Source organism: Tessaracoccus yangjingae, assembly GCF_055326235.1.
Genome location: NZ_JBUZNN010000006.1, coordinates 142,366 through 160,470, shown reverse-complemented (window position 1 = coordinate 160,470; position 18,105 = coordinate 142,366). Strand labels below are relative to the sequence as shown.

The following is an 18,105-nucleotide window of genomic DNA, read 5'->3' as shown; positions in this document are numbered from 1 at the left end:
GCTCAGTCGACCAGCACCACCGACAGGTGGCGCGGGCCGTGCACCCCTTCGACCCGGCTGAGTTCGATGTCGCTCGTGGCGGATCCCCCGCTCAGCCAGGTCACAGGCCGGCGCGCCCGCAGGGCGGGGGTCAGCCGCGCGATCCCCTCCGGAACGTCGCTGACCACCTGATCCGCCCGCACCACGCAGATGTGACGGTCGGGGAGCAGCGTCAAGGCACGCCGGCCCTGGCCCTCGGAGTGGTCCAGGGCGATGGTTCCCGAGTCGGCCATGCCCACCGCGCAGGTCGTGACCACGGCGTCGATCGTGTTGAGCTCGGCGTGGGTGAGCTGGGGATCGTCGCGATGGAGGATCATGCCCGCCGCGACGAGCGCTTCAGCCCACGGTCGTGGGAGACCGTCCGGCCACGCGACGCTGGTGGCCCCGAGGTCCCTGAGGGCAGAGACGAGAGACTGACCCACCTGGGGTTCGGCGCACCGCACGACGACGGCCTTGTAGTCCTCCACCTTCTCCACGAAGTCCGCCAGGACGTCCGCGGTGGCCAGGGGCCTGCCGTAGGTCCAGTCCACGGGAACGTCGACCTCGGGTCTGGCCTCCGTCACGTCCGCGGTGGCCCTTCGTACCCGGCCGAGTACCTCGTCGCGCGCGCTCACTGCTCGTCTCCTTCGCGGTTCTGCTTCCACCATCGGCGGAAGGTCTGTGTGGGTGGCGCCTCGGTGTCGCGGGCGTCCAGCCAGCGGGAGGCGATCGGGATCGGCATCGGCCCGAGCCACCGCCCGTTGAACACCCGCCCGGCCAGGCGGCTGCCGGCCTGCGCTGCGGCGAGGTGGGACCCGTCGGACATCACCCAGCCGGCGCCCTTCATGAGCGCCTGCTCACCCGTCGGGTGCTTGGCCGTCTTGTGTTCGACCGCACGTCGGCGAAGGTGCACCAGGATGTCGGTGAAGGGGATGCGCACGGGGCACACGTCGTTGCAGGCCCCGCACAGGGTCGAGGCGAACGGAAGAGCGCGATCGTTGGCGCTGTCCATCCCGCGGAGCTGGGGGCCCAGCACAGCCCCGATCGGGCCAGGGTACGGGGACCCGTAGGCGTGACCCCCCACCCGCTCGTAGACGGGGCAGATGTTGAGGCAGGCGGAGCAGCGGATGCACCGCAGTGCGGCCCGGCCCTCGGGATCAGCCAGGGCGTTGGTGCGGCCGTTGTCGAGCAGGATCACGTGCAGGTCCTGGGGCCCGTCGCCCGGGGTGACGCCCGTCCAGAAGGAGGTGTAGGGATTCATGCGCTCGCCGGTGGAGGATCTGGGGAGGAGTTTGAGGAAGACCTCCAGGTCCTGCAGCGTCGGGAGGACCTTCTCGATGCCCACCACCGAGACGAACGTCTCGGGCAGCGTGAGGCACATGCGTCCGTTGCCCTCGGATTCGACGATGACCAGGGTGCCGGTGTCGGCGATGATGAAGTTGCCGCCGGAGACCCCCATCCTGGCGCGGAGGAACTTCTCCCGCAGGTGGGCTCGGGCGGCGTTGGTGAGTTCGGTCGGATCGTCCGAGATCCCCTCGGGCGCGGGGACGCCGTAGCGCCCCATCTCCTCGGTGAAGATCTCCCGGACCTCGGACCGGTTCCGGTGGATCGCGGGCACGAGGATGTGACTGGGAAGGTCGTGGCCGAGCTGGACGATCAGCTCGGCCAGATCGGTCTCCCATGCCGCGATGCCCTCCGCCTCGAGGTGCTCGTTGAGATCGATCTCCTGGGTGACCATCGACTTGATCTTCACCACCTCGTCCACGCCTTTGGCCTTGGCGAGGTCCGAGATGATCCGGTTCGCGTCGGCGGCGTCCCTGGCCCAGTGCACGGTGATCCCAGCCGCCGTCATGGCGGCCTCGGCCTGGAGGAGGTACTGCTCGAGGTGCCTGGCGACGCGGTCCTTGATCTGCGCGCCGGCGGTGCGCAGCTGTTCCCAGTTCTCCACCTCGGCCGCACGCAACACGCGCTTGTCTCGGATGGTTCCGGTGGCGTGGCGCAGGTTCTTGCGCTGCTCGGCGTTCTCCAACCCGGCCTTCGCGGCCTTCGGGAACGGCGGGATGCCGAGCCAGGAGCCGGGCTCCGGGGTGCGACGGATGGTGGTCATCGCTCTTCCTCCTCGGTGGTGGCCAGGATCTCGGCCAGGTGGATGGTCCTGATGCCCGCGCGCTGACGGTGCAGCACCCCGCCGATGTTCATCAGGCAGGCGTGATCCCCGGCCACCAGGTACTCGGCGTCTGTGGAGCGGACGTGCCGGGCCTTGTCGGAGGCCATCGCCACCGAGACCTCGGGGTTCTTGACCGAGAAGGTGCCGCCGAAGCCGCAACACTGGTCGGCCTTGGGAAGATCGACGAGGTCGATGCCGCGGACGTTGCGCAGCAGCCGGAGCGGCCTGTCGCCGACCCTGGCCACGCGCATGGAGTGGCAGGTGGGATGGTAGGTGACCCGGTGGGGGAAGTAGGCGCCCACGTCCGTGACGCCCAGGACATCGACGAGGAACTCGGACAGTTCGTAGGTGCGGGCGGCCACTGCTGACGCCTCCGCCTCGAGACCCTTGTCGCCGGCGTGGCGTGCCAGCATCGCGTGCTGTTCGCGCACGGACCCGACGCAGGAGCCCGACGGCGCCACGATGTAGTCGTAGCCGCCGAAGCTCGCGGCGTAGTTGCGCACCGTCGGGAGTGCCTCCTTCCAGTACCCGGTGTTGGTCATGATCTGTCCGCAGCAGGTCTGCCTGTCGGGGTAGGAGACCGTGCAGCCGAGCCTCTCGAGGAGCTTCACGGTGGCGATCGGGATCGACGGCTTCATCGTGTCTGTGATGCAGGTGGCGAACAGCGCGACATGGGGTGAGGTGGTCATCGTTAGGCCTTTCGATCAGGGGAGCAGCCAGCTGAGCACCGGCGTGGACATCAGGCCTGAGATCAGGCACAGGAGGGCGAGGAGGACGAAGCTCCACTTGATGATCCGACGCAGGATCACGGATTCGGCCCCGGGGATGCCGATCGAGGTGGCGGCGACGGTGAGCGACTGCGGTGAGATCATCTTGCCCACCACACCGCCGGCGGCGCTGGATCCGACGAGAAGCGCACGCATGTCGTCGGTCCCGAGGTGGCTGCCGGGCCCGATCTCGGCGCCGACGCCGGACTGCAGGCCGGAGAACAGGATGTTGGCCGAGGTGTCGGATCCGGTGACGTAGACGCCGATCCAACCCAGGACCGGGGCGACGAAGGGGTAGGCCATGCCCGCTCCGGCGAAGAAGAGCCCGAGGGCCAGCGTCTGGCCGGAGTCTCCCATGACGTAGGCGAGAGCGACGACCGAACCGATGGTCAGCATCGCGAAGCGCAGCTTCTTCACCTGTGCGGACAGGACGCCGAAGATCTGCGTGAGCGGCATGCGGTAGATGAGTCCGGTGGCGATCGCCACCAGTGCCAGCAGGATGCCGGGCGTGGAGGCCCAGGCGAGCGTGTAGGTCTGGTGAGAGGCCGGCTCGCCCGCGACGTTGAGCATCCCGGACAGGCCCGGCCAGGCGATCCTGACGTCGGTGGAGACGAGGGCGGCCTTGACGGCGGGGAGGGCGGCGACGGCGAACACGATGATGACCAGGATGTAGGGCACCAGGGCCATGAGGATCCGGCGACCGGTCAGCGGCATGGCGCCCTCGTCGGTGGCCATGGTGTGCGCCGCGTGGCCCTCGATCTCCGGATCGAGCGGGATCCCGATGCGGCCCGTGGCGCTCTCGCCGCCGGTGGGATGCCAGAAGCGGAGGAAGGCGATGGCCACGCCCACGCTGACGACGGCGGCGAACACCTCGGTGAGGTTGTAGAGCGGTGTGGCCGACACGATCCACTTCGTCACGCCGAAGCTGATCCCCACCACGAGCCCGAAGGGCCACACCTCCCTGAGGCCGCGCCGGCCGTCCATGACTGCGAGCAGGAGGAAGGGCACGACGAGGCACAGGATGGCGGTGAGGCGGCCGGTGATGGGGGAGATGGCCAGGACATCGTCGAAGCCGCCCGCCTTGGCGGCCATCAGGACCGGCAGGCCCACGGCGCCGAAGGCCACCGGAACGGTGTTGGCCAGCAGGGCGGTCAGCGCGGAGCGGATGGGGGAGAAACCGATGGCCACCAGCATCGCGGCGGTGATGGCGACGGGGGCACCGAAGCCCGCGAGCGCTTCGAGGAGTCCCCCGAACGAGAAGGCGATCAGCAGAGCGAGCACGCGCGGATCGTCGCTGATGAGGAAGAAGGTGCGGCGGAGGTCGTCGAAGCGGCCCGAGGCCACCGTGACCTCGTACATCCAGATGGCGGTCAGCAGGATCCACACGATGGGGAAGATGCCGTAGACGAAGCCGTGTGCGCTGGTGGCCAGGGCGGTGGTGACAGGCATGCCGAAGGCGGTGACCGCGACCAGGAACGCCAGCGCCCAGGAGAACGGGCCCGCGTGGTGCGCTCTCCAGCGAAGCAGCCCGAGGGTGACCAGCATCCCCGCGATCGGGACGGCCGCGACCAGGGCGGAGACCCATTGGGCGCCGAGAGGGTTCGTGTCGGGTTGGAAGGATTCCAAGAGCATGGGGTGAACTCCGTCGTTCATTTTGGTCAGACCTATTCGTCTGGTCTGACCATATGGAGTCCTCGGTTGAATGTCAATACGTTTCCATGCGACACAATGGGCCCATGACCACCGGAGGTTTCGAGACCGTGCTGGACTTCCTCACCGGCGAGATCCTCGCCGGACGGGTGGCCCGAGATTCGCGGCTGCCCAACGAGCGCGAACTCGCGGCCCAGCTGGGCGCCAGCCGCAGCGCCGTGCGGGAGGCCATCAAGGTCCTGCAGGCGCAGGGCGTCATCACGTCGAACACCGGTCCCGGGCGTGGCACCCGGGTGGCCGCCAGCCAGGGCGCGGCCCTCGGGCGGATGCTCAAGCTCCACGTGGCGCTGGACGCCATCTCGTTCGACGAGCTCACCGAGACCCGGGTGGTGCTGGAGCGCGCCGCCGCCGAGGCAGCGGCGATCCACGGTCAGGAGGCCGCGGTCGAGGAGCTGCGGGTCATGTCGGCAGGGATGGTCGAGGTGACCGATGCCGCACTGTTCAACGAGCTCGACACCGCGTTCCATGTGGCGATCGCCGGCCTGGGGGCGAACCGGCTGATCCGCGACATGACGATCGCGATCCGTGAGGCGGTGGCCGCCCCCATCCTGAGCGCGGAGGCCCGGCTGGCGGAGTGGGAGGTGTTGCGCCGACGGCTGGTCGACGAGCACGCGCGCATCCACCGGGCGATCGCCAACCACGACGGGCCGGGCGCCGCAGACCTCTGTGAGGCGCACATCCGTGGCGCGCACCGGGTGCTGCTCCCCTAGTGGGGGAACAGCCGATCACCCACGCTCTGCCGGCGACCGGGACTGATCGGTGCGGTCACCCGCGACGGCGGGTCAGATGACCTGGGTCAGCCTGCCGGTGTCCACGTCGTACATGAAGCCGCCGACCTCCGCGTAGCCCTTGATGAGGGGGTGGCTCGCCACCATGTCCACATCGGCCTGCAGCCGTGCCTGCTGGTCCGGGTGGGCGCCGAACGAGATCCACGACGTGTCGTGGCCGGTCCGCTCCGCGATGGTGCGGCGGATGTCCGCGTCGGTGCCGGAGGCCATGGCGCACCGGGTGTGGGGCACGATCATGATCCGGGTCACATTCAGGAGCTGAGCGCTCAGCACGCAGCCCGTGAGCACCGACGTCGAAACGCGACCCCCGGGGGAGCGCAGGATCTTCGCGTCACCCAGCCGCAGCCCCAGCATGGCCAGGGGCTCGATCCGGGAGTCCATGCAGGTCACCATGGCGATGCCCGCCTTGGCGATGCCGTCGAAGCCGCCGTCGGTGAACGCGTCGGCGTAACGCTTGTTGTTGGCCAGCAGATCCTCGAAGCTCATGGGGCCTCCCTTCCGTCGGCGATGCTACTAGCTGTCGGCGTCCGACCGGCCGCGTCCCGCCAGTGCGGACACCGGCTGCGTGAGCGGGGTGCCCGATCCGTCACGGCGGCCGTGCGCCGCCGGGAGCTCGACGGGGGACCCGCTCGCGGCGGCCGCGACCATGGGAGCGGGGCCGATGGCGGCCATCAGCAGCGTGTCCTCACCTCGGAGGAACCGGTGGGCGCGGACGCCCGCGGTGGCGCGTCCCTTGGCCGGGAACTCGCTCATGGCGGTCACCTTGGCCAGGCCCGTCTCGGTGCCTGGGAGGGAACTCGACGACCCGGAGATGGTGACCGCCTCGTCGGCTTCGGGATCCACGGCGCCGAACCAGATGACGCGCGCGCCGGCCGACAGCTTGATGCCCGCCATGCCTCCACCGGCTCGTCCCTGGGGCCGAACGCCGGAGGCGGGGAAGTGCAGCAGTTGGGCGTCGGAGGTGACGAACGCCAGGTGGGCGTGATCGTCGCCCAACTCCACCGCGCCCACCACCTCGTCTCCCGGCTTCAGCGCGATCACGTCCCAGGAGTCTTTGGCGAGATTCTCGGGGTTGACGCGCTTCACCACGCCCTGGGCGGTGCCCAGGGCAAGGCCCGGGGACCCGTCCGCGAGCGAGGTCAGCCCCAACGGCCGTTCCCCGGCCGCCAGCGGCCAGAGCTCGTGCGCAAGGCTGCCGCCCTGGAGGCTGGGTGCAGCCGCGGTGAGGGGAACTGTGGGGAGCTCGATCGCGCGGCACCGGATCAGCCGGCCGCGGTTGGTCAGCACCCCGAACTCGCCGTGGGCGGTGGTCCTCACCCGCGCCACCACCACGTCGTGCGCGGATCTGCCGTCGGCCGGCAGCGCGTGATCCGAGTCGGTCCGGGCCACGAGCCCCGAGCCGCTCAGCAGCACCCAGCAGGGATCGTCGGCCATCTCCAGTGGGGCACGCGCCGCGGTGGGTACGCCGGACGAGGCGAGCAGCACCGTTCGACGGGGCGTGCCGAACTGGCGCCCCACCTCAGCCAGCTCGCCGCTCACGACACGGCGCAGGACGGCGTCGTCGTCGATGATCTCGCGCAGCCCGGCGATGGTCTCGGCCAGACCGGCCGCCTCCTTCTCCAGTTCGATGGTGGAGAACTTCGTCAGCCTGCGCAGCTGCATGTCGAGGATGTAGGTGGCCTGGGTCTCGGTGAGGTCGAACGCCCCGATCAGCCTGGCCCGAGCCTCCGCGGCGTCCTCGGACGAGCGGATGATCGCGATGACGTCGTCGATGTCGGCGATGGCGATCATCAGCCCGCGCACCAGGTGCAGGCGGTCCTCAGCCTTCCTGAGCTGGAACTGCGATCGTCGAAGCGTCACGGTGAGGCGATGATCCAGGAAGACCTCGAGCATCTGCTTGAGGCTCAGGGTGCTGGGCTGCCCCTCCACGAGCGCCACCGCGTTGATGGCGAAGGTGTCCTCCAGCTTGGTCACCTTGAACAGCTGCTCCAGCAGCGCCTCGGGGTTGATGCCGTTCTTGACCTCGATGACGAGCCGGGTGCCGTTGGCGAGGTCCGTCAGGTCCTTGACATCGGCGATCCCGGTGAGCTTCTTGTCGTCGACGCCCTTCTTGATCTGCTCGATGATCTTCTCGGGACCCACCATGTAGGGCAGTTCGGTGCACACGATGCCCATCCGGCGGGGCGAGACCTTCTCGATCCGTGTGGTGGCCCTCAGCTTCAGGGTTCCTCTGCCGGTGGCGTAGGCGTCGCGGACGCCGTCGAGGCCGACGATCTTGCCGCCGGTGGGGAAGTCAGGGCCGGGGATGTGACGCATGAGGTCGTCGAGCCCGATGGCGGGGTTGCGGATCAGCTGCTGCAGCGCCGCGACCACCTCGACCAGGTTGTGGGGTGCGATGTTGGTGGCCATGCCCACCGCGATGCCGGCCGCGCCGTTGACCAGCAGGTTGGGGAACGCGGCGGGGAGGACCACCGGCTCCGACTCCTTGCCGTCGTAGTTGGGCTTGAAGTCGACGGTGTCCTCGTCGAGCCCCCTGGTCATGGCCACGGCCGGGGTGGCCATGCGGCACTCCGTGTAGCGCATGGCGGCGGGACCCGCGTCGAGCGAGCCGAAGTTGCCGTGCCCGTCGATGAGCGGCAGGCGCATCGACCACGGCTGCGCCACGCGCACCAGCGCGTCGTAGATGGCGGTGTCGCCGTGGGGGTGCAGCACGCCCATGACCTGCCCCACGACGCGGGCGCACTTGACGTGGCCACGGTCAGGACGGATGCCCATGTCGTCCATGGAGAACAGGATGCGCCGCTGGACGGGCTTCAGGCCGTCCCGGGCATCCGGGAGGGCCCTGGAGTAGATGACGGAGTAGGCGTACTCGAGGAAGCTGGTCTCCATCTCCTCGGTGACGTCGACGTCGAGGATGTGTTCCTCCTCGTTGACTTCGTCGTCGATCGTCGACCTGGCCATCCTGGCCGCCTCCTTGCTCGGGGTCCTTACAGCAACCCGCGCAGCTTATCGCCCAATCCGTCACCGTCAGGGGCACGCACCTCCACCGCCGTGTCCGGCTCCCACCGGTCCTCGGTGGCAGGGACCTCCATCGGCAGGCCGTGGGCGAGGGCGTGCTCGCCGGGCGTGAGCTGACGGATGGCCCGCGCCCGGACGTGCTCGGGCTGCAGGGAGGCGAACTCCGCGTAGAGGTCCGGGTCGTGCTGCCCGTCGTCGCCGACGAGCAGCCACTTGATGTGCGGGAGGTCGCGAGCCAGCTCGCGCAGGCAGCGCCGCTTGTGGTCGGTGCCGCTGCGGAACCAGCCGGTATTGGTCGGCCCCCAGTCGGTGAGAAGCATCGCGCCCTGGGGGACGCCGTGGCGTGCCGTGAAGCGCTGGATCATCGGGTAGGTGTTCCAGGCCCCCGTCGACACGAAGATGATGGGAGATCCCGGGTTGGCCGCCAGGAGCTGCTGGTAGAGCCGGGCCATTCCGGGCACGGCCTGGCGGGCCTGCTCGGTCAGGACGAACGAGTTCCACGCCGCCACGAGGGGCCGGGGCAGCCAGGTGGACAAGATGGTGTCGTCGATGTCGCTGACGATCCCGAAGTCCACGTCGTCGGCGATCACCTGGACGCTGGCGAGCGCGGACGATCCGCCCTCACCCTCCAGCGTCACCGAGTGCCATCCGGGTGGGAGCCCCGGATTGCGGACCCGCACGTCGATGTAGCCTCCGCGATCGGCGCGCACCGGGATCCGGACGTCCCCGATGACCACCGACACGCTGGCACCCACCCTGGGCGCGTTGAGGAAGTTGCGCCACCCCCGGCGGTAGATCAGGGCTGAGGCTGCCTGGATGATCCCGAGGTCCGCCGACGGCCTCAGGACCACCCTGCCGAGGATCCGCAGCTGCTCCGATGTGCCGTAGCCGGTGAACGCCAGGATGGACTCCTGCCATCCCCGGCGCTGCAGCGCGCGGTTGACCAACCAGTTGATCCGATCCTCGATGCGGGCGGCGATGAAGGGGCGGGAGGGCATGAGCCCAAACGTAGTGCAACGTGCCAGAATGGGCAGGTGCCTGAGTCTGTCGAGAGTGTGAAGACCCTGCCGCCGCGGCTCATGGCCGAGATCGCCGAATGCAGCTTCTATCCGAGCCTGGTGGCGGAGACCGTCGGCCTGGGGCTGGGGGAGCGGGAGGTGCTGGACCATCTGGTGCAGCACGAGGCCACCTTCGCCGGCCACGAGCTGCATCGGCACATGACGGTGCTGGTCCGCACCGAGCGGCAACTCCTCATCTGTCACATCGACGAAGGTGAGGGCAACCGCACCGAGGCCGTCGCCACCACCGAGATCGTGGCCCTCCGCGCGATCGACTCGGTGGTCCTGACGCGGGCCCTGCAGGATCCCGAGAACCGCTCGGGACTCAGCGAGGCCTGGCTGACGATCGTCTGGGGTGCGGCCCGCCGTGTCGATCTCGGCCCCGCCGGCTGCGACGACCCGGCCTGCGAGGCCGACCACGGCTACACGGGTGTCATCCAGCCCGACGACCTCACGGTGCGCATGAGCCCTCAGGCGGACGGCGACAACGCCAGGCGGCTCGTCGCCTTCGGCACGCGCCTCCAGGCGGTCGTCGGTTGATGCGGTCGGACTTCGTCGAGCCCCGGTACGAGGATCTCGCGCTGGCCAACCTCCTCCCCAGCGTCATGGCCGCGCTGGACGGCGGTGTGCCGGTGATCGGCCTGCCGTGCGCCTCGAAGTACGTCGTGCTGCTGGTCGACGGCCTGGGCTGGCATCAGCTCCTCGAGCACGCGGACCACGCCGACACCATGGGCGGGCTCACGCGCGGCGCGTCCCGGCTCACCTGCTCGGTGCCGTCCACCACGGCCACCTCGCTCACGTCCCTCGGCTGCGGCGTGCCCACCGGCGAGCACGGCATCACCGGCTACACCTTCTTCGAGCCCACCGTCTCCCGGGTCATCAATGCCCTCACCTGGGAGGGCGGCCCCGAGGATCTCGGCACCTTCGCGCAGACCCCGACGCTCTTCCAGAGGCTGGCCACGGCCGGTCGACCCTCGGCCGCGGTCACGCTCGGCCGGTTCGCCGGGAGCGCGCTGACCAACCTGGCCTTCAGCGGCAGCACCCTGTACCCGGTCGGCAGGGAGGGGGACCCCGACGAGTTCGCCGGCCTGGTGGTGGAGGCGCTCGGGCAGGCCGACGTCGTCTACTGCTACGAGCGGATGCTCGATCACGACGGGCACGGGCACGGCGTGGGGTCCTGGCAGTGGCTGGACCGCCTCGCCATGGTCGACGATCTCGTCGCGCACCTCGTCGAGCAGCTCCCGCGTGACACCTGCCTGATCGTCACGGGTGACCACGGCATGATCAACGTTCCGGGCGCGTCGCGCATCGTCGCGGAGGACGAGCCGCGCCTCTCGGGGTACTCGTTCCTGGGCGGGGAGCCCCGATTCCGGCACGTCTACGGCGACGACGCGCGAGCGTTGGCCTGGGCGTGGGAGAGCGTCCTGGGGGAGAGGGCGCACGTGCTGCGGCGCGAGGAGGCCGTCGAGGCCGGCTGGTTCGGGCCGCAGGTCACCGGGTTGAGCGCGGCCAGGATCGGCGACGTCGTGGCCGCGATGACCTCCGACTTCGCGGTGATGAGCCAGCGCACGCCCGGCGAGTTCTCGCTGGTCGGGATGCACGGATCCCTCACGGCGGCCGAGATGGAGGTCCCGCTCCTCATCCACGGCGGTGAGCGGTGAGGCTGCGGATCGCGATCCTCATCGACGACTTCTACCCCGCCTCCGGCGGCATCGGGCGCTCGGTCGAGACCCAGCTCGAGGAGCTCACCGCACTGGGTCACGAGGTCACCCTGATCGCGCCGGACCGCCACCTCCAGAAGCCGCGCCGTGGCCGCATCATCGAGTGCCCCACCGTCTACATGGAGGGACTGCCCGCTCATCTGAGCGTGCTCCACTGGTCGCTGCGGCGTGCGCGGTTGATCAGCGACATCGCCACGTTCGACGTCGTGCACACGCAGACCGAGCGCGGCGCGCTGATTCTGGGGGCAAAGATCGCCCGGCTGCAGGGGGTGCCGCACCTGCACACGTTCCACGCCAACATCGCCGGCACCCACCAGACGGTGCGCGGCTCGGTCTTCGGCACCCTCGGCTACCAGGCGCTGATCCTGCCGGCGCTGCGCCGCGTCCGTGGCGGGCCCCCAACCTCGGCCGGGCTCCCTGCCGCAGTGCGGGAGACCGGCGGGCTGGCTGCCCGGACGGACTGGATGTCCTTCGCGACGATCGCCCAGATGGTCGACGGGTACGCGGTGCCGTCGCCGTTCATGAGCGAGCTGATCGACGAGGCGGCCGGCCGGCACCTCAACGGGTACGTGGTGCCCACCGGCTACAACCGCCGGATGAAGCGCGCCATTGACGAGACGCCGCGCGAGCGCGACGACGACGCCGTCCGCTTCCTGTCGGTGGGCAGGCTGGCGAAGGAGAAGCGCCTCGACGTGCTCATCAAGGCGTTCCGTCGCGCCAACATCCCCAACGGGGAGCTGGTGATCGTCGGCGACGGGGATCAGAGGGACCAACTGCGGGCCCTGGCGAAGGGCTGCGACGCGATCGACTTCCGCTGGCACCTCGCCTCGACGAGTGCGCTGGCCTACGAGTTCCGCAACGCCGACGCCCTGGTGCTGAGCTCCTACCGCTTCGACTCGCAGGCGCTGGTCATCGCGGAGGCGGTCTCGGCCGGCCTGCCGGTCATGTACTGCGACGACCGGCTCACCGTAGGGCTGTCCCCGCAGAGCTCGCTGCTGACCGGCCCGGACGTCGCGTCGATGGCGGCGGGCCTGCGCACCCTGACGGATCCTCAGACCAGGGCCTCCATGGCCGCCGCGACGGCAGATCTCATGGCGGACCTGGCCCCGGAGCGCACAGCCGAGCGGTACGTGGCCGCCTATACCGACCTCATCGAGCGAAAGGCGGGGCGGCGTGGCTGAACTCGTGTTCCACACCGGGCCCATGGATTGCGGGAAGTCGACGCTGGCCCTGCAGCTGGACTACACCCAGTCCACGCACGGCAGGCAGGGGCGGGTGTTCACCTCCCAGGACCGCGCAGGGGAGGGCGTCATCGCCTCTCGCCTGGGGCTGAGCGCCCCGGCACTGGAGGTGGATGAGGGCTTCGACTTCTGGCGCTACATCATCGCCGAGCTCACCAGCGGCAAGCGTGTGGACTACATCATCTGCGACGAGGCCCAGTTCTACAGCTCCGGCCATATCGACCAGCTCGCCCGGATCGTCGACGAGCTGCAGCTCGACGTCTACGCCTTCGGGATCCTGTCGGACTTCCGCACCAGGCTCTTCCCGGGGTCGCAGCGGCTCATCGAGCTGGCCGACCGGGTGGAGTCGCTCCCTCTCGGGCCGCTCTGCTGGTGCGGGGCACGCGGAACCCACAACGCCCGCACGGTGGACGGCCTGATGGTCACCGAGGGATCGCAGGTGGTGGTCGGTGACACCGCGGAGGGTGGAGAGGTGCGCTACGAGGTGCTGTGCCGGGCGCACCACCGCCGCAGGGTGACCGCGCGCAAGGCCAAGGCGACCCTCTCCCCGGATCCCCTCCCCTTCGATCCGGCCGACTTCTAGCGCCGCTCTAGGGCGTGGGGGTGGGGCCGCCGAACATGATCTCGTCCCAGGTGGGGATCTTGGCCCGGCGCCTGCGTGGCCGCGGCTTCTTCGGCTCGTCCCCGGCCTCGACCAGGGGCTCCTGCGTGGGCTCGGCCACCTCGTCAGGGGTGGCGGCGACGCCGTCGGCCTGTTCCGCGGACACCGGGATCGCGGCGTCCTCCAGCTCCTCGTCCGCCGACTCGCTGCCCTGCGGCTCCGGCACCGCGTCCTCGTCGAGGATTCCGGTGTAGATCCGCACCGAGTCCTCGCTGATGCCGCTCAGCATGTCGTAGAGCCGGTCGAGTTGAGAGGTGTCCTCGTTGCCGTCGTGCATGAGCTCGGAGGCGGGGACGTCGTCGCCGGGGGCGCCGGGCTCGGGGGTAGAGATGGCCCGCACCAGCGCCATCTCGTCCTTGAAGTCGACGGTGTTTTCCTCGTCCGCGCGGCCGTCCGGCGACTCCTCGCCGATCATCCAGCGGGCGTCGGCGTTGTGGGCGACGGAGAAGCGCGCCTTCGGGTCGAAGATGAACTCGGCGGAACGGGTCTCGGCCTCGAGGGCGAGCAGGCCCAGGACCCGCCACTTGAGGTCCGGCTGACGCCAGGCGTCCCACTCGATCGAGTCGGCGTCGATCCCGCGGGACCGCAGCCGCTGCCCGATGAGGTCCCCCAGCCGGCGGTGGGTCCCGGCTTCACCACGCCGCCGGACCGTGGCGGTCTGGGCTGACTGCGCCATGTGCTCGCGCTCTGCCAGCACCGGCCCGGCGAACGCCTCGATGCGCTCGAGATCCATGCCCGTCTCCTCGGCGACCTCGGCGACGGAGGCGCCCGAGCGTATCCGTAGCTGGATCTCGCGGGGGGTCAGAGCATTCACGTTGTTCCTCGTCCGGTCGGGTTCCTTCGGGCAAACTTACCAGCGCGCCACCGCCGGGGGGTCCGTGACTTGCGTGGGCACGCACAATGGGGCCGAGAACGGCGGCAGGCCGGTGTACCGCCGCGGCCGATCATGTGATACACATAGGGCCGTTCGCGGCACAGGAAGGGACACTGACGGATGGCAACCGATTACGACGCACCCCGCAAGACCGACGAAGAGATGAGCGAGGACTCCATTGAGGAGTTGAAGACGCGTCGCAACGACAAGAACTCGGGCAAGGTCGACGAGGACGAGGTGGAGGCCGCGGAGTCCTTCGAACTCCCGGGCGCGGACCTGTCCCACGAGGAACTGACCGTTCGCGTGCTGCCGCGCCAGGCCAACGAGTTCACCTGCGCTTCGTGCTTCCTCGTGAAGTCCCAGAGCCAGCTGGCCGAGGTCAGGGGCGGGCAGAGCTACTGCGTCGACTGCGTCTGAGGCCCCTGGGCCTCAGAGGTCCAGCCGGCTGCGCAGCTTGCTCGGCCCCACGTGCGAGAACGTCGAGACCCAACGCCGCTGGATGAAGCGGTTGATGACGATCTGCGACATCCCCACGCCCAGGCCGCTGGCCGCCGCCCAGATGAAGGCCCGGGCCATCGGCGTCTCGGGGTCGTTGATGTCGGGGACGGGCTCGCCGGTGGAGGCCTCCCACACCTTGGTCACCAGCTTCTGGGCGATGAGCGTGGTCAGGGCGCCGAGCACCCCGGCATAGATCTTCCACATCAGCTTCTCGGTCAGGGCCATGGGGTTCCTTTCGCTGGGACCATCACCGCCACCTTAGGTGCTTCGGAGTAGTGTGGAAAGGTGACCTACCGCGAACGTCTGTACATCCCCTGGTGGTGGGTGGTGATCGCTCTGCTGTTCTGGCTCAGCCTCGCAGTGGCCGTCCTTGCCTACATCCCCGCCGGCCCTGCCATCGCGTTCTCGGCGCTGGCGGCGCTCGGGATCGGCCTGGCGCTGGTGGCCTACAGCCTCACGCTGGTCGGTGTGGACAACGGCACCCTCACCGCCGGACGCTGCAAGGTTGAGGGGGAGTACATCGCGGGGGCGGTGCCGCTGAGCGGGGAGGACGCACGCGTCGCGGCCGGCCCGGGGGCAGATCACCGGGCGTTCCTCTTCACACGCCCCTTCGTATCGGGGCTCGTCCGGGTGGATCTGGCGGATCCGGCCGATCCTCATCCGTACTGGCTCGTCAGCACGCGCAGGCCCCACGAGTTGGCGGCGGCGCTCGACTCGGTCAAGGGTCGCCCGTGATCATTCCCACCATCGCGGATGCGTCGCAGCTGCCCACGTACGCCCACCCGGGGGACGCGGGCGCGGATCTGCGCGCCACGCACGATGTCACCCTGCAGCCGGGCCAGCGCGCCCTCGTCGCCACCGGCGTGCGCGTGGCGCTGCCGGAGGGCCACGTCGGACTCATCACCCCACGCTCCGGCCTGGCCGCACGCCACGGGCTCAGCGTCGTCAACTCGCCCGGCATCATCGACTCGGGCTACCGGGGAGAGATCAAGGTGAGCCTGATCAACCTGGACCCGGCCGAGCCGCTCACCCTCCTCGCCGGGGACCGCATCGCCCAACTTGTGGTCCTGCCGTTCGTCTCGGCCACCTTCACCCAGGTGGACACCCTCGATGACACCTCGAGGGGCGCGGGTGGCTATGGTTCTACGGGCGGATTCACCACTTCCTCCTAGCCAGTTAGTTAAGGACACACACCAGTGATCTTCGGACGCAAGAAGCGCAACGAGAACGTCGACGACGACATCGAGGGCGGGGAGGCCGTCGTCGAGGTCGACGAGCAGGGCCCCGCCGTCGGTGAGGCGGAGCGCTGGGACGCGGAGTTCAGCCGCGACGAGGGCCCCTTCGACATCTCGGAGGTGGACCTGGAGGCAGACGAGCACGAGGTCAACAGGCTGGACCTGGGCACCCTGATCATCACGCCCTTCCAGGACATGACCATGCAGCTGCAGGTCAACCGCGAGAGCAACCAGGTCCAGTCCATCCTCGTCGGCGACGGCCAGTCGGCGCTCGAGGTGGCCGTCTTCGCGGGGCCCGCGAAGTCGTCGATGACGGGCGAGATCCGTGATGAGGTGCTCGAGTCCACCCGGCAGCAGGGCGGGCGGTGCCAGGCCGTCAAGGGCCCGTTCGGCACCGAGCTGCGCCGGGCGCTGCCCGTGAAGGATCCGAACGGGAACCCGGCGATGCATCTGTCGCGGACCTGGCTCGTGCCCGGGCCCGGCTGGGTTCTGCGCGGCGTCCTCCTCGGGAAGGCCACCTTCTCCCCGGATGACGAGGACGCGCAGCTGCACCTCTTCGAGTTCTTCAGCAACCTGGTGGTCCGTCGCGGGTCGACGCCCGCGGCCCCGGGCAGCCTCCTGCCCATGAAGGTCCCCGAGGCGAAGGGCTGACCGATGGGCAAGCGTTCGGTTGCGGAGCGGCTGCGGCGCTACTTCCTCTCCCACGAGGAGCTGGAGGCCACGGAGCTGCGCGAGCAGGCGGAGGTCAGCGGCGCCCAGCCCCTGACGTCGTGCCAGATGCGGTCGAGGGTCATCCTCCAGGGCACCATCACGGCGGTCACCTCTGACGCCGCGCACGGGTGGCTGGAGGCGGAGGTCACGGACGGCTCCGGGACGGTCAAGCTGGTGTGGATGGGCCGAAGCCGCCTCGAGTGCCTGCTGCCCGGCCGCCACATCCGCGTCGAGGGCCGCCTGGCGCAGGCCGACGGGGACTGTGTGATGTTCAACCCCGACTTCGAGATCGTGCCTCAGTCGTCGTAGTCGTCGGCGTCGAAGAGCGCCGCGAGGTCGGCCTCGGACTCCTGCGTGACCAGGAAGAGCAGCTCGTCGCCGCCTTCGAACGCGCGGTCCCGCTCGGGGGTGAGCGGCGCACCGTCGCGGATGATGGCCACCAGCACCGTGTCGCCGGGCAGCTCAACGTCGCGGAGCCTGCGTCCTGCCAGGTGGGAGGACTGGGGGAGGGTCACCTCGGACAGGTGCGTGGTGGACTTGTTGAAGGTCAGCAGCCGCACGAGGTCGCCGGTCGAGACCGCCTCCTCCACGAGCGCCGACATGAGGCGGGGCGTCGACACCGACACGTCCACGCCCCACTGGGCGTCGAAGAGCCACTCGTTGCCCGGGTGGTTGACTCGGCCCACCGTGCGCGGCACGCCGAACTCGGTCTTGGCCAGCAGCGAGTGGACGAGGTTGACCTTGTCGTCCCCGGTGGCGGCGATGGCCACATCGCAGTTCTCCAGTTCGGCCTCCTCCAGGGACTGGAGCTCGCAGGCGTCGGCCTGGAACCAGTCGGCCCCTGGCACCGAATCGGGCTTGATGGCGGCCGGGTCCCGCTCGATGAGGAGCACCTGGTGCCCGTTGGCGATGAGCTCGCGGGCGATGGACCGGCCCACATTGCCGGCCCCGGCGATGGCGACGCGCATGATTCTCCTAGTGCTTGGCCGGGGGGTTTGCGAACAGGGTCTCGAGCTCGTCGGTGCGGTCCGTGTGGCACGCGATGTAGACGAGGTCTCCGTCCTGGAAGATGGTGTCGCGGTCCGGGACGATGCCGCGTCCCACGCGCTGGATGAACGGGATGGGGGTGCCCGCGGCCGCCTGGAGTTCGCTGATCCGGCGCCCCACCCAGCCGTTGTGGACCTTGATCTGCAGGAGCCGCGCGGTTCCCGTCGGGTCCCTCCACACCGGCTCGCTGCCCTCTGGCAGCAGCCTGCGCAACACCTGGGTGACCGTCCACTTCACCGTCGCGACGGTGGGGATGCCCAGCCGTTCGTACACGGCGGCGCGGCCCTGGTCGTAGATGCGCGCGACGACGTTGTCGACGTGGTAGTTCTCGCGCACCACTCGAGCGGCCAGGATGTTGGAGTTGTCGCCCGACGAGACGGCCGCGAAGGCGTCCGCCTTGCGGATCCCTGCGGCCTCGAGCACTTCGCGGTCGAACCCGACGCCCTTGATGGTCAGGCCCTTGAAGTCCTGCCCCAGCCGGCGGAACGCGTCGACGCTGACGTCGATGATGGCGACACTGTGGCCGCGCTTCTCGAGGCCCGTGGCGAGCATCGAGCCGACCCGGCCGCAGCCCATGATGACGATGTGCAC

Annotated in this window: 21 protein-coding genes; 10 read left to right on the top strand and 11 right to left on the bottom strand. The window is 69.6% G+C overall.

The genetic code is table 11. The features are described 5' to 3' along the window. Window positions 1-2: 2 nt before the first annotated feature. The 4 genes from ACZK5D_RS10630 to ACZK5D_RS10615 are packed head-to-tail and all read right to left on the bottom strand — an operon-like array spanning window position 3 to window position 4,605. Window positions 3-686 (bottom strand): LutC/YkgG family protein, encoded by a 684-nt coding sequence (locus ACZK5D_RS10630; protein ID WP_463665266.1) that lies wholly within the window; start codon window positions 684-686, stop codon window positions 3-5. Continuing rightward, a complete protein-coding gene (locus ACZK5D_RS10625; RefSeq protein WP_463665265.1) occupies window positions 650-2,125 on the bottom strand; it encodes a LutB/LldF family L-lactate oxidation iron-sulfur protein in 1,476 nt (491 codons plus the stop codon). Before ACZK5D_RS10625 ends, ACZK5D_RS10630 begins: the two co-directional genes overlap by 37 nt. Further along, window positions 2,122-2,874 (bottom strand): (Fe-S)-binding protein, encoded by a 753-nt coding sequence (locus ACZK5D_RS10620; RefSeq protein WP_463665264.1) that lies wholly within the window; start codon window positions 2,872-2,874, stop codon window positions 2,122-2,124. Before ACZK5D_RS10620 ends, ACZK5D_RS10625 begins: the two co-directional genes overlap by 4 nt. 15 nt (window positions 2,875-2,889) lie before the next feature. After that, complete coding sequence (locus tag ACZK5D_RS10615) at window positions 2,890-4,605, bottom strand: L-lactate permease (protein WP_463665263.1); 1,716 nt, start codon at window positions 4,603-4,605, stop codon at window positions 2,890-2,892. Between the two features lie 83 nt (window positions 4,606-4,688). On the opposite strand from ACZK5D_RS10615, the gene ACZK5D_RS10610 reads away from it, so the two are divergent. Then, entirely contained in the window at window positions 4,689-5,372 is a 684-nt protein-coding gene (locus ACZK5D_RS10610) for a FadR/GntR family transcriptional regulator (protein ID WP_463665262.1), read from the top strand. A 72-nt stretch (window positions 5,373-5,444) separates the two neighbouring features. Here ACZK5D_RS10610 and ACZK5D_RS10605 read toward each other — a convergent pair whose 3' ends face one another. Genes ACZK5D_RS10605 through ACZK5D_RS10595 form a run of 3 tightly spaced genes read right to left on the bottom strand, consistent with a single transcriptional unit; the run spans window position 5,445 to window position 9,466 of the window. Next, window positions 5,445-5,936, bottom strand: coding sequence for a beta-class carbonic anhydrase (locus ACZK5D_RS10605; protein WP_458994066.1), 492 nt, complete (start codon window positions 5,934-5,936; stop codon window positions 5,445-5,447). Window positions 5,937-5,963: 27 nt separating this feature from the next. Then, a complete protein-coding gene (locus tag ACZK5D_RS10600) occupies window positions 5,964-8,411 on the bottom strand; it encodes a DNA gyrase/topoisomerase IV subunit A (RefSeq protein WP_463665261.1) in 2,448 nt (815 codons plus the stop codon). Window positions 8,412-8,437: 26 nt separating this feature from the next. Further along, window positions 8,438-9,466, bottom strand: coding sequence for an App1 family protein phosphatidate phosphatase (locus ACZK5D_RS10595; protein WP_458994064.1), 1,029 nt, complete (start codon window positions 9,464-9,466; stop codon window positions 8,438-8,440). 36 nt (window positions 9,467-9,502) lie between these two features. Between ACZK5D_RS10595 and ACZK5D_RS10590 the strand changes: the two genes are divergently transcribed. From ACZK5D_RS10590 to ACZK5D_RS10575, 4 genes are read left to right on the top strand one after another with little or no spacing between them, the layout of a single operon-like run. Next, complete coding sequence (locus ACZK5D_RS10590; protein WP_458994063.1) at window positions 9,503-10,066, top strand: DUF5998 family protein; 564 nt, start codon at window positions 9,503-9,505, stop codon at window positions 10,064-10,066. Then, window positions 10,066-11,187, top strand: a complete 1,122-nt coding sequence (locus ACZK5D_RS10585) for an alkaline phosphatase family protein (protein ID WP_463665260.1) — start codon at window positions 10,066-10,068, stop codon at window positions 11,185-11,187. The genes ACZK5D_RS10590 and ACZK5D_RS10585 overlap by 1 nt, the downstream gene beginning before the upstream one ends. After that, window positions 11,184-12,428: a glycosyltransferase gene (locus tag ACZK5D_RS10580; protein WP_463665259.1), complete on the top strand. Its 1,245-nt coding sequence runs from the start codon at window positions 11,184-11,186 to the stop codon at window positions 12,426-12,428. The genes ACZK5D_RS10585 and ACZK5D_RS10580 overlap by 4 nt, the downstream gene beginning before the upstream one ends. Then, window positions 12,421-13,071, top strand: coding sequence for a thymidine kinase (locus tag ACZK5D_RS10575; protein WP_458994060.1), 651 nt, complete (start codon window positions 12,421-12,423; stop codon window positions 13,069-13,071). The genes ACZK5D_RS10580 and ACZK5D_RS10575 overlap by 8 nt, the downstream gene beginning before the upstream one ends. Window positions 13,072-13,078: 7 nt before the next feature. Here ACZK5D_RS10575 and sepH read toward each other — a convergent pair whose 3' ends face one another. Further along, window positions 13,079-13,963, bottom strand: a complete 885-nt coding sequence (gene sepH, locus ACZK5D_RS10570) for a septation protein SepH (RefSeq protein ID WP_463665258.1) — start codon at window positions 13,961-13,963, stop codon at window positions 13,079-13,081. A 180-nt stretch (window positions 13,964-14,143) separates the two neighbouring features. On the opposite strand from sepH, the gene ACZK5D_RS10565 reads away from it, so the two are divergent. After that, window positions 14,144-14,440, top strand: a complete 297-nt coding sequence (locus ACZK5D_RS10565; RefSeq protein ID WP_182782846.1) for a DUF4193 domain-containing protein — start codon at window positions 14,144-14,146, stop codon at window positions 14,438-14,440. Window positions 14,441-14,452: 12 nt separating this feature from the next. Here ACZK5D_RS10565 and ACZK5D_RS10560 read toward each other — a convergent pair whose 3' ends face one another. Beyond that, the gene (locus tag ACZK5D_RS10560; protein WP_458994058.1) at window positions 14,453-14,746 is read right to left on the bottom strand and encodes a DUF4235 domain-containing protein; all 294 of its coding nucleotides are present in this window, start codon (window positions 14,744-14,746) and stop codon (window positions 14,453-14,455) included. A gap of 60 nt (window positions 14,747-14,806) precedes the next feature. Between ACZK5D_RS10560 and ACZK5D_RS10555 the strand changes: the two genes are divergently transcribed. The 4 genes from ACZK5D_RS10555 to ACZK5D_RS10540 are packed head-to-tail and all read left to right on the top strand — an operon-like array spanning window position 14,807 to window position 16,776. Next, a complete protein-coding gene (locus ACZK5D_RS10555) occupies window positions 14,807-15,256 on the top strand; it encodes a DUF3093 domain-containing protein (RefSeq protein WP_463665257.1) in 450 nt (149 codons plus the stop codon). After that, window positions 15,253-15,693 carry a dUTP diphosphatase gene (dut, locus tag ACZK5D_RS10550; RefSeq protein WP_463665256.1) on the top strand — a complete coding sequence of 147 codons (441 nt, stop codon included), beginning with the start codon at window positions 15,253-15,255 and terminating at the stop codon, window positions 15,691-15,693. Before ACZK5D_RS10555 ends, dut begins: the two co-directional genes overlap by 4 nt. 24 nt (window positions 15,694-15,717) lie before the next feature. Further along, the gene (locus tag ACZK5D_RS10545) at window positions 15,718-16,407 is read left to right on the top strand and encodes a DUF3710 domain-containing protein (protein WP_463665255.1); all 690 of its coding nucleotides are present in this window, start codon (window positions 15,718-15,720) and stop codon (window positions 16,405-16,407) included. A 3-nt stretch (window positions 16,408-16,410) separates the two neighbouring features. Next, window positions 16,411-16,776 carry an OB-fold nucleic acid binding domain-containing protein gene (locus ACZK5D_RS10540; RefSeq protein WP_458994054.1) on the top strand — a complete coding sequence of 122 codons (366 nt, stop codon included), beginning with the start codon at window positions 16,411-16,413 and terminating at the stop codon, window positions 16,774-16,776. Here the strand turns inward: ACZK5D_RS10540 and ACZK5D_RS10535 are convergent. Both ACZK5D_RS10535 and ACZK5D_RS10530 read right to left on the bottom strand, forming a co-directional pair. Next, entirely contained in the window at window positions 16,764-17,435 is a 672-nt protein-coding gene (locus ACZK5D_RS10535; protein ID WP_458994053.1) for a potassium channel family protein, read from the bottom strand. The two genes, ACZK5D_RS10540 and ACZK5D_RS10535, sit on opposite strands and share 13 nt — an antisense overlap. Window positions 17,436-17,442: 7 nt before the next feature. Beyond that, window positions 17,443-18,090, bottom strand: a complete 648-nt coding sequence (locus tag ACZK5D_RS10530; RefSeq protein WP_458996539.1) for a potassium channel family protein — start codon at window positions 18,088-18,090, stop codon at window positions 17,443-17,445. Between the last annotated feature and the right edge of the window lie 15 nt (window positions 18,091-18,105).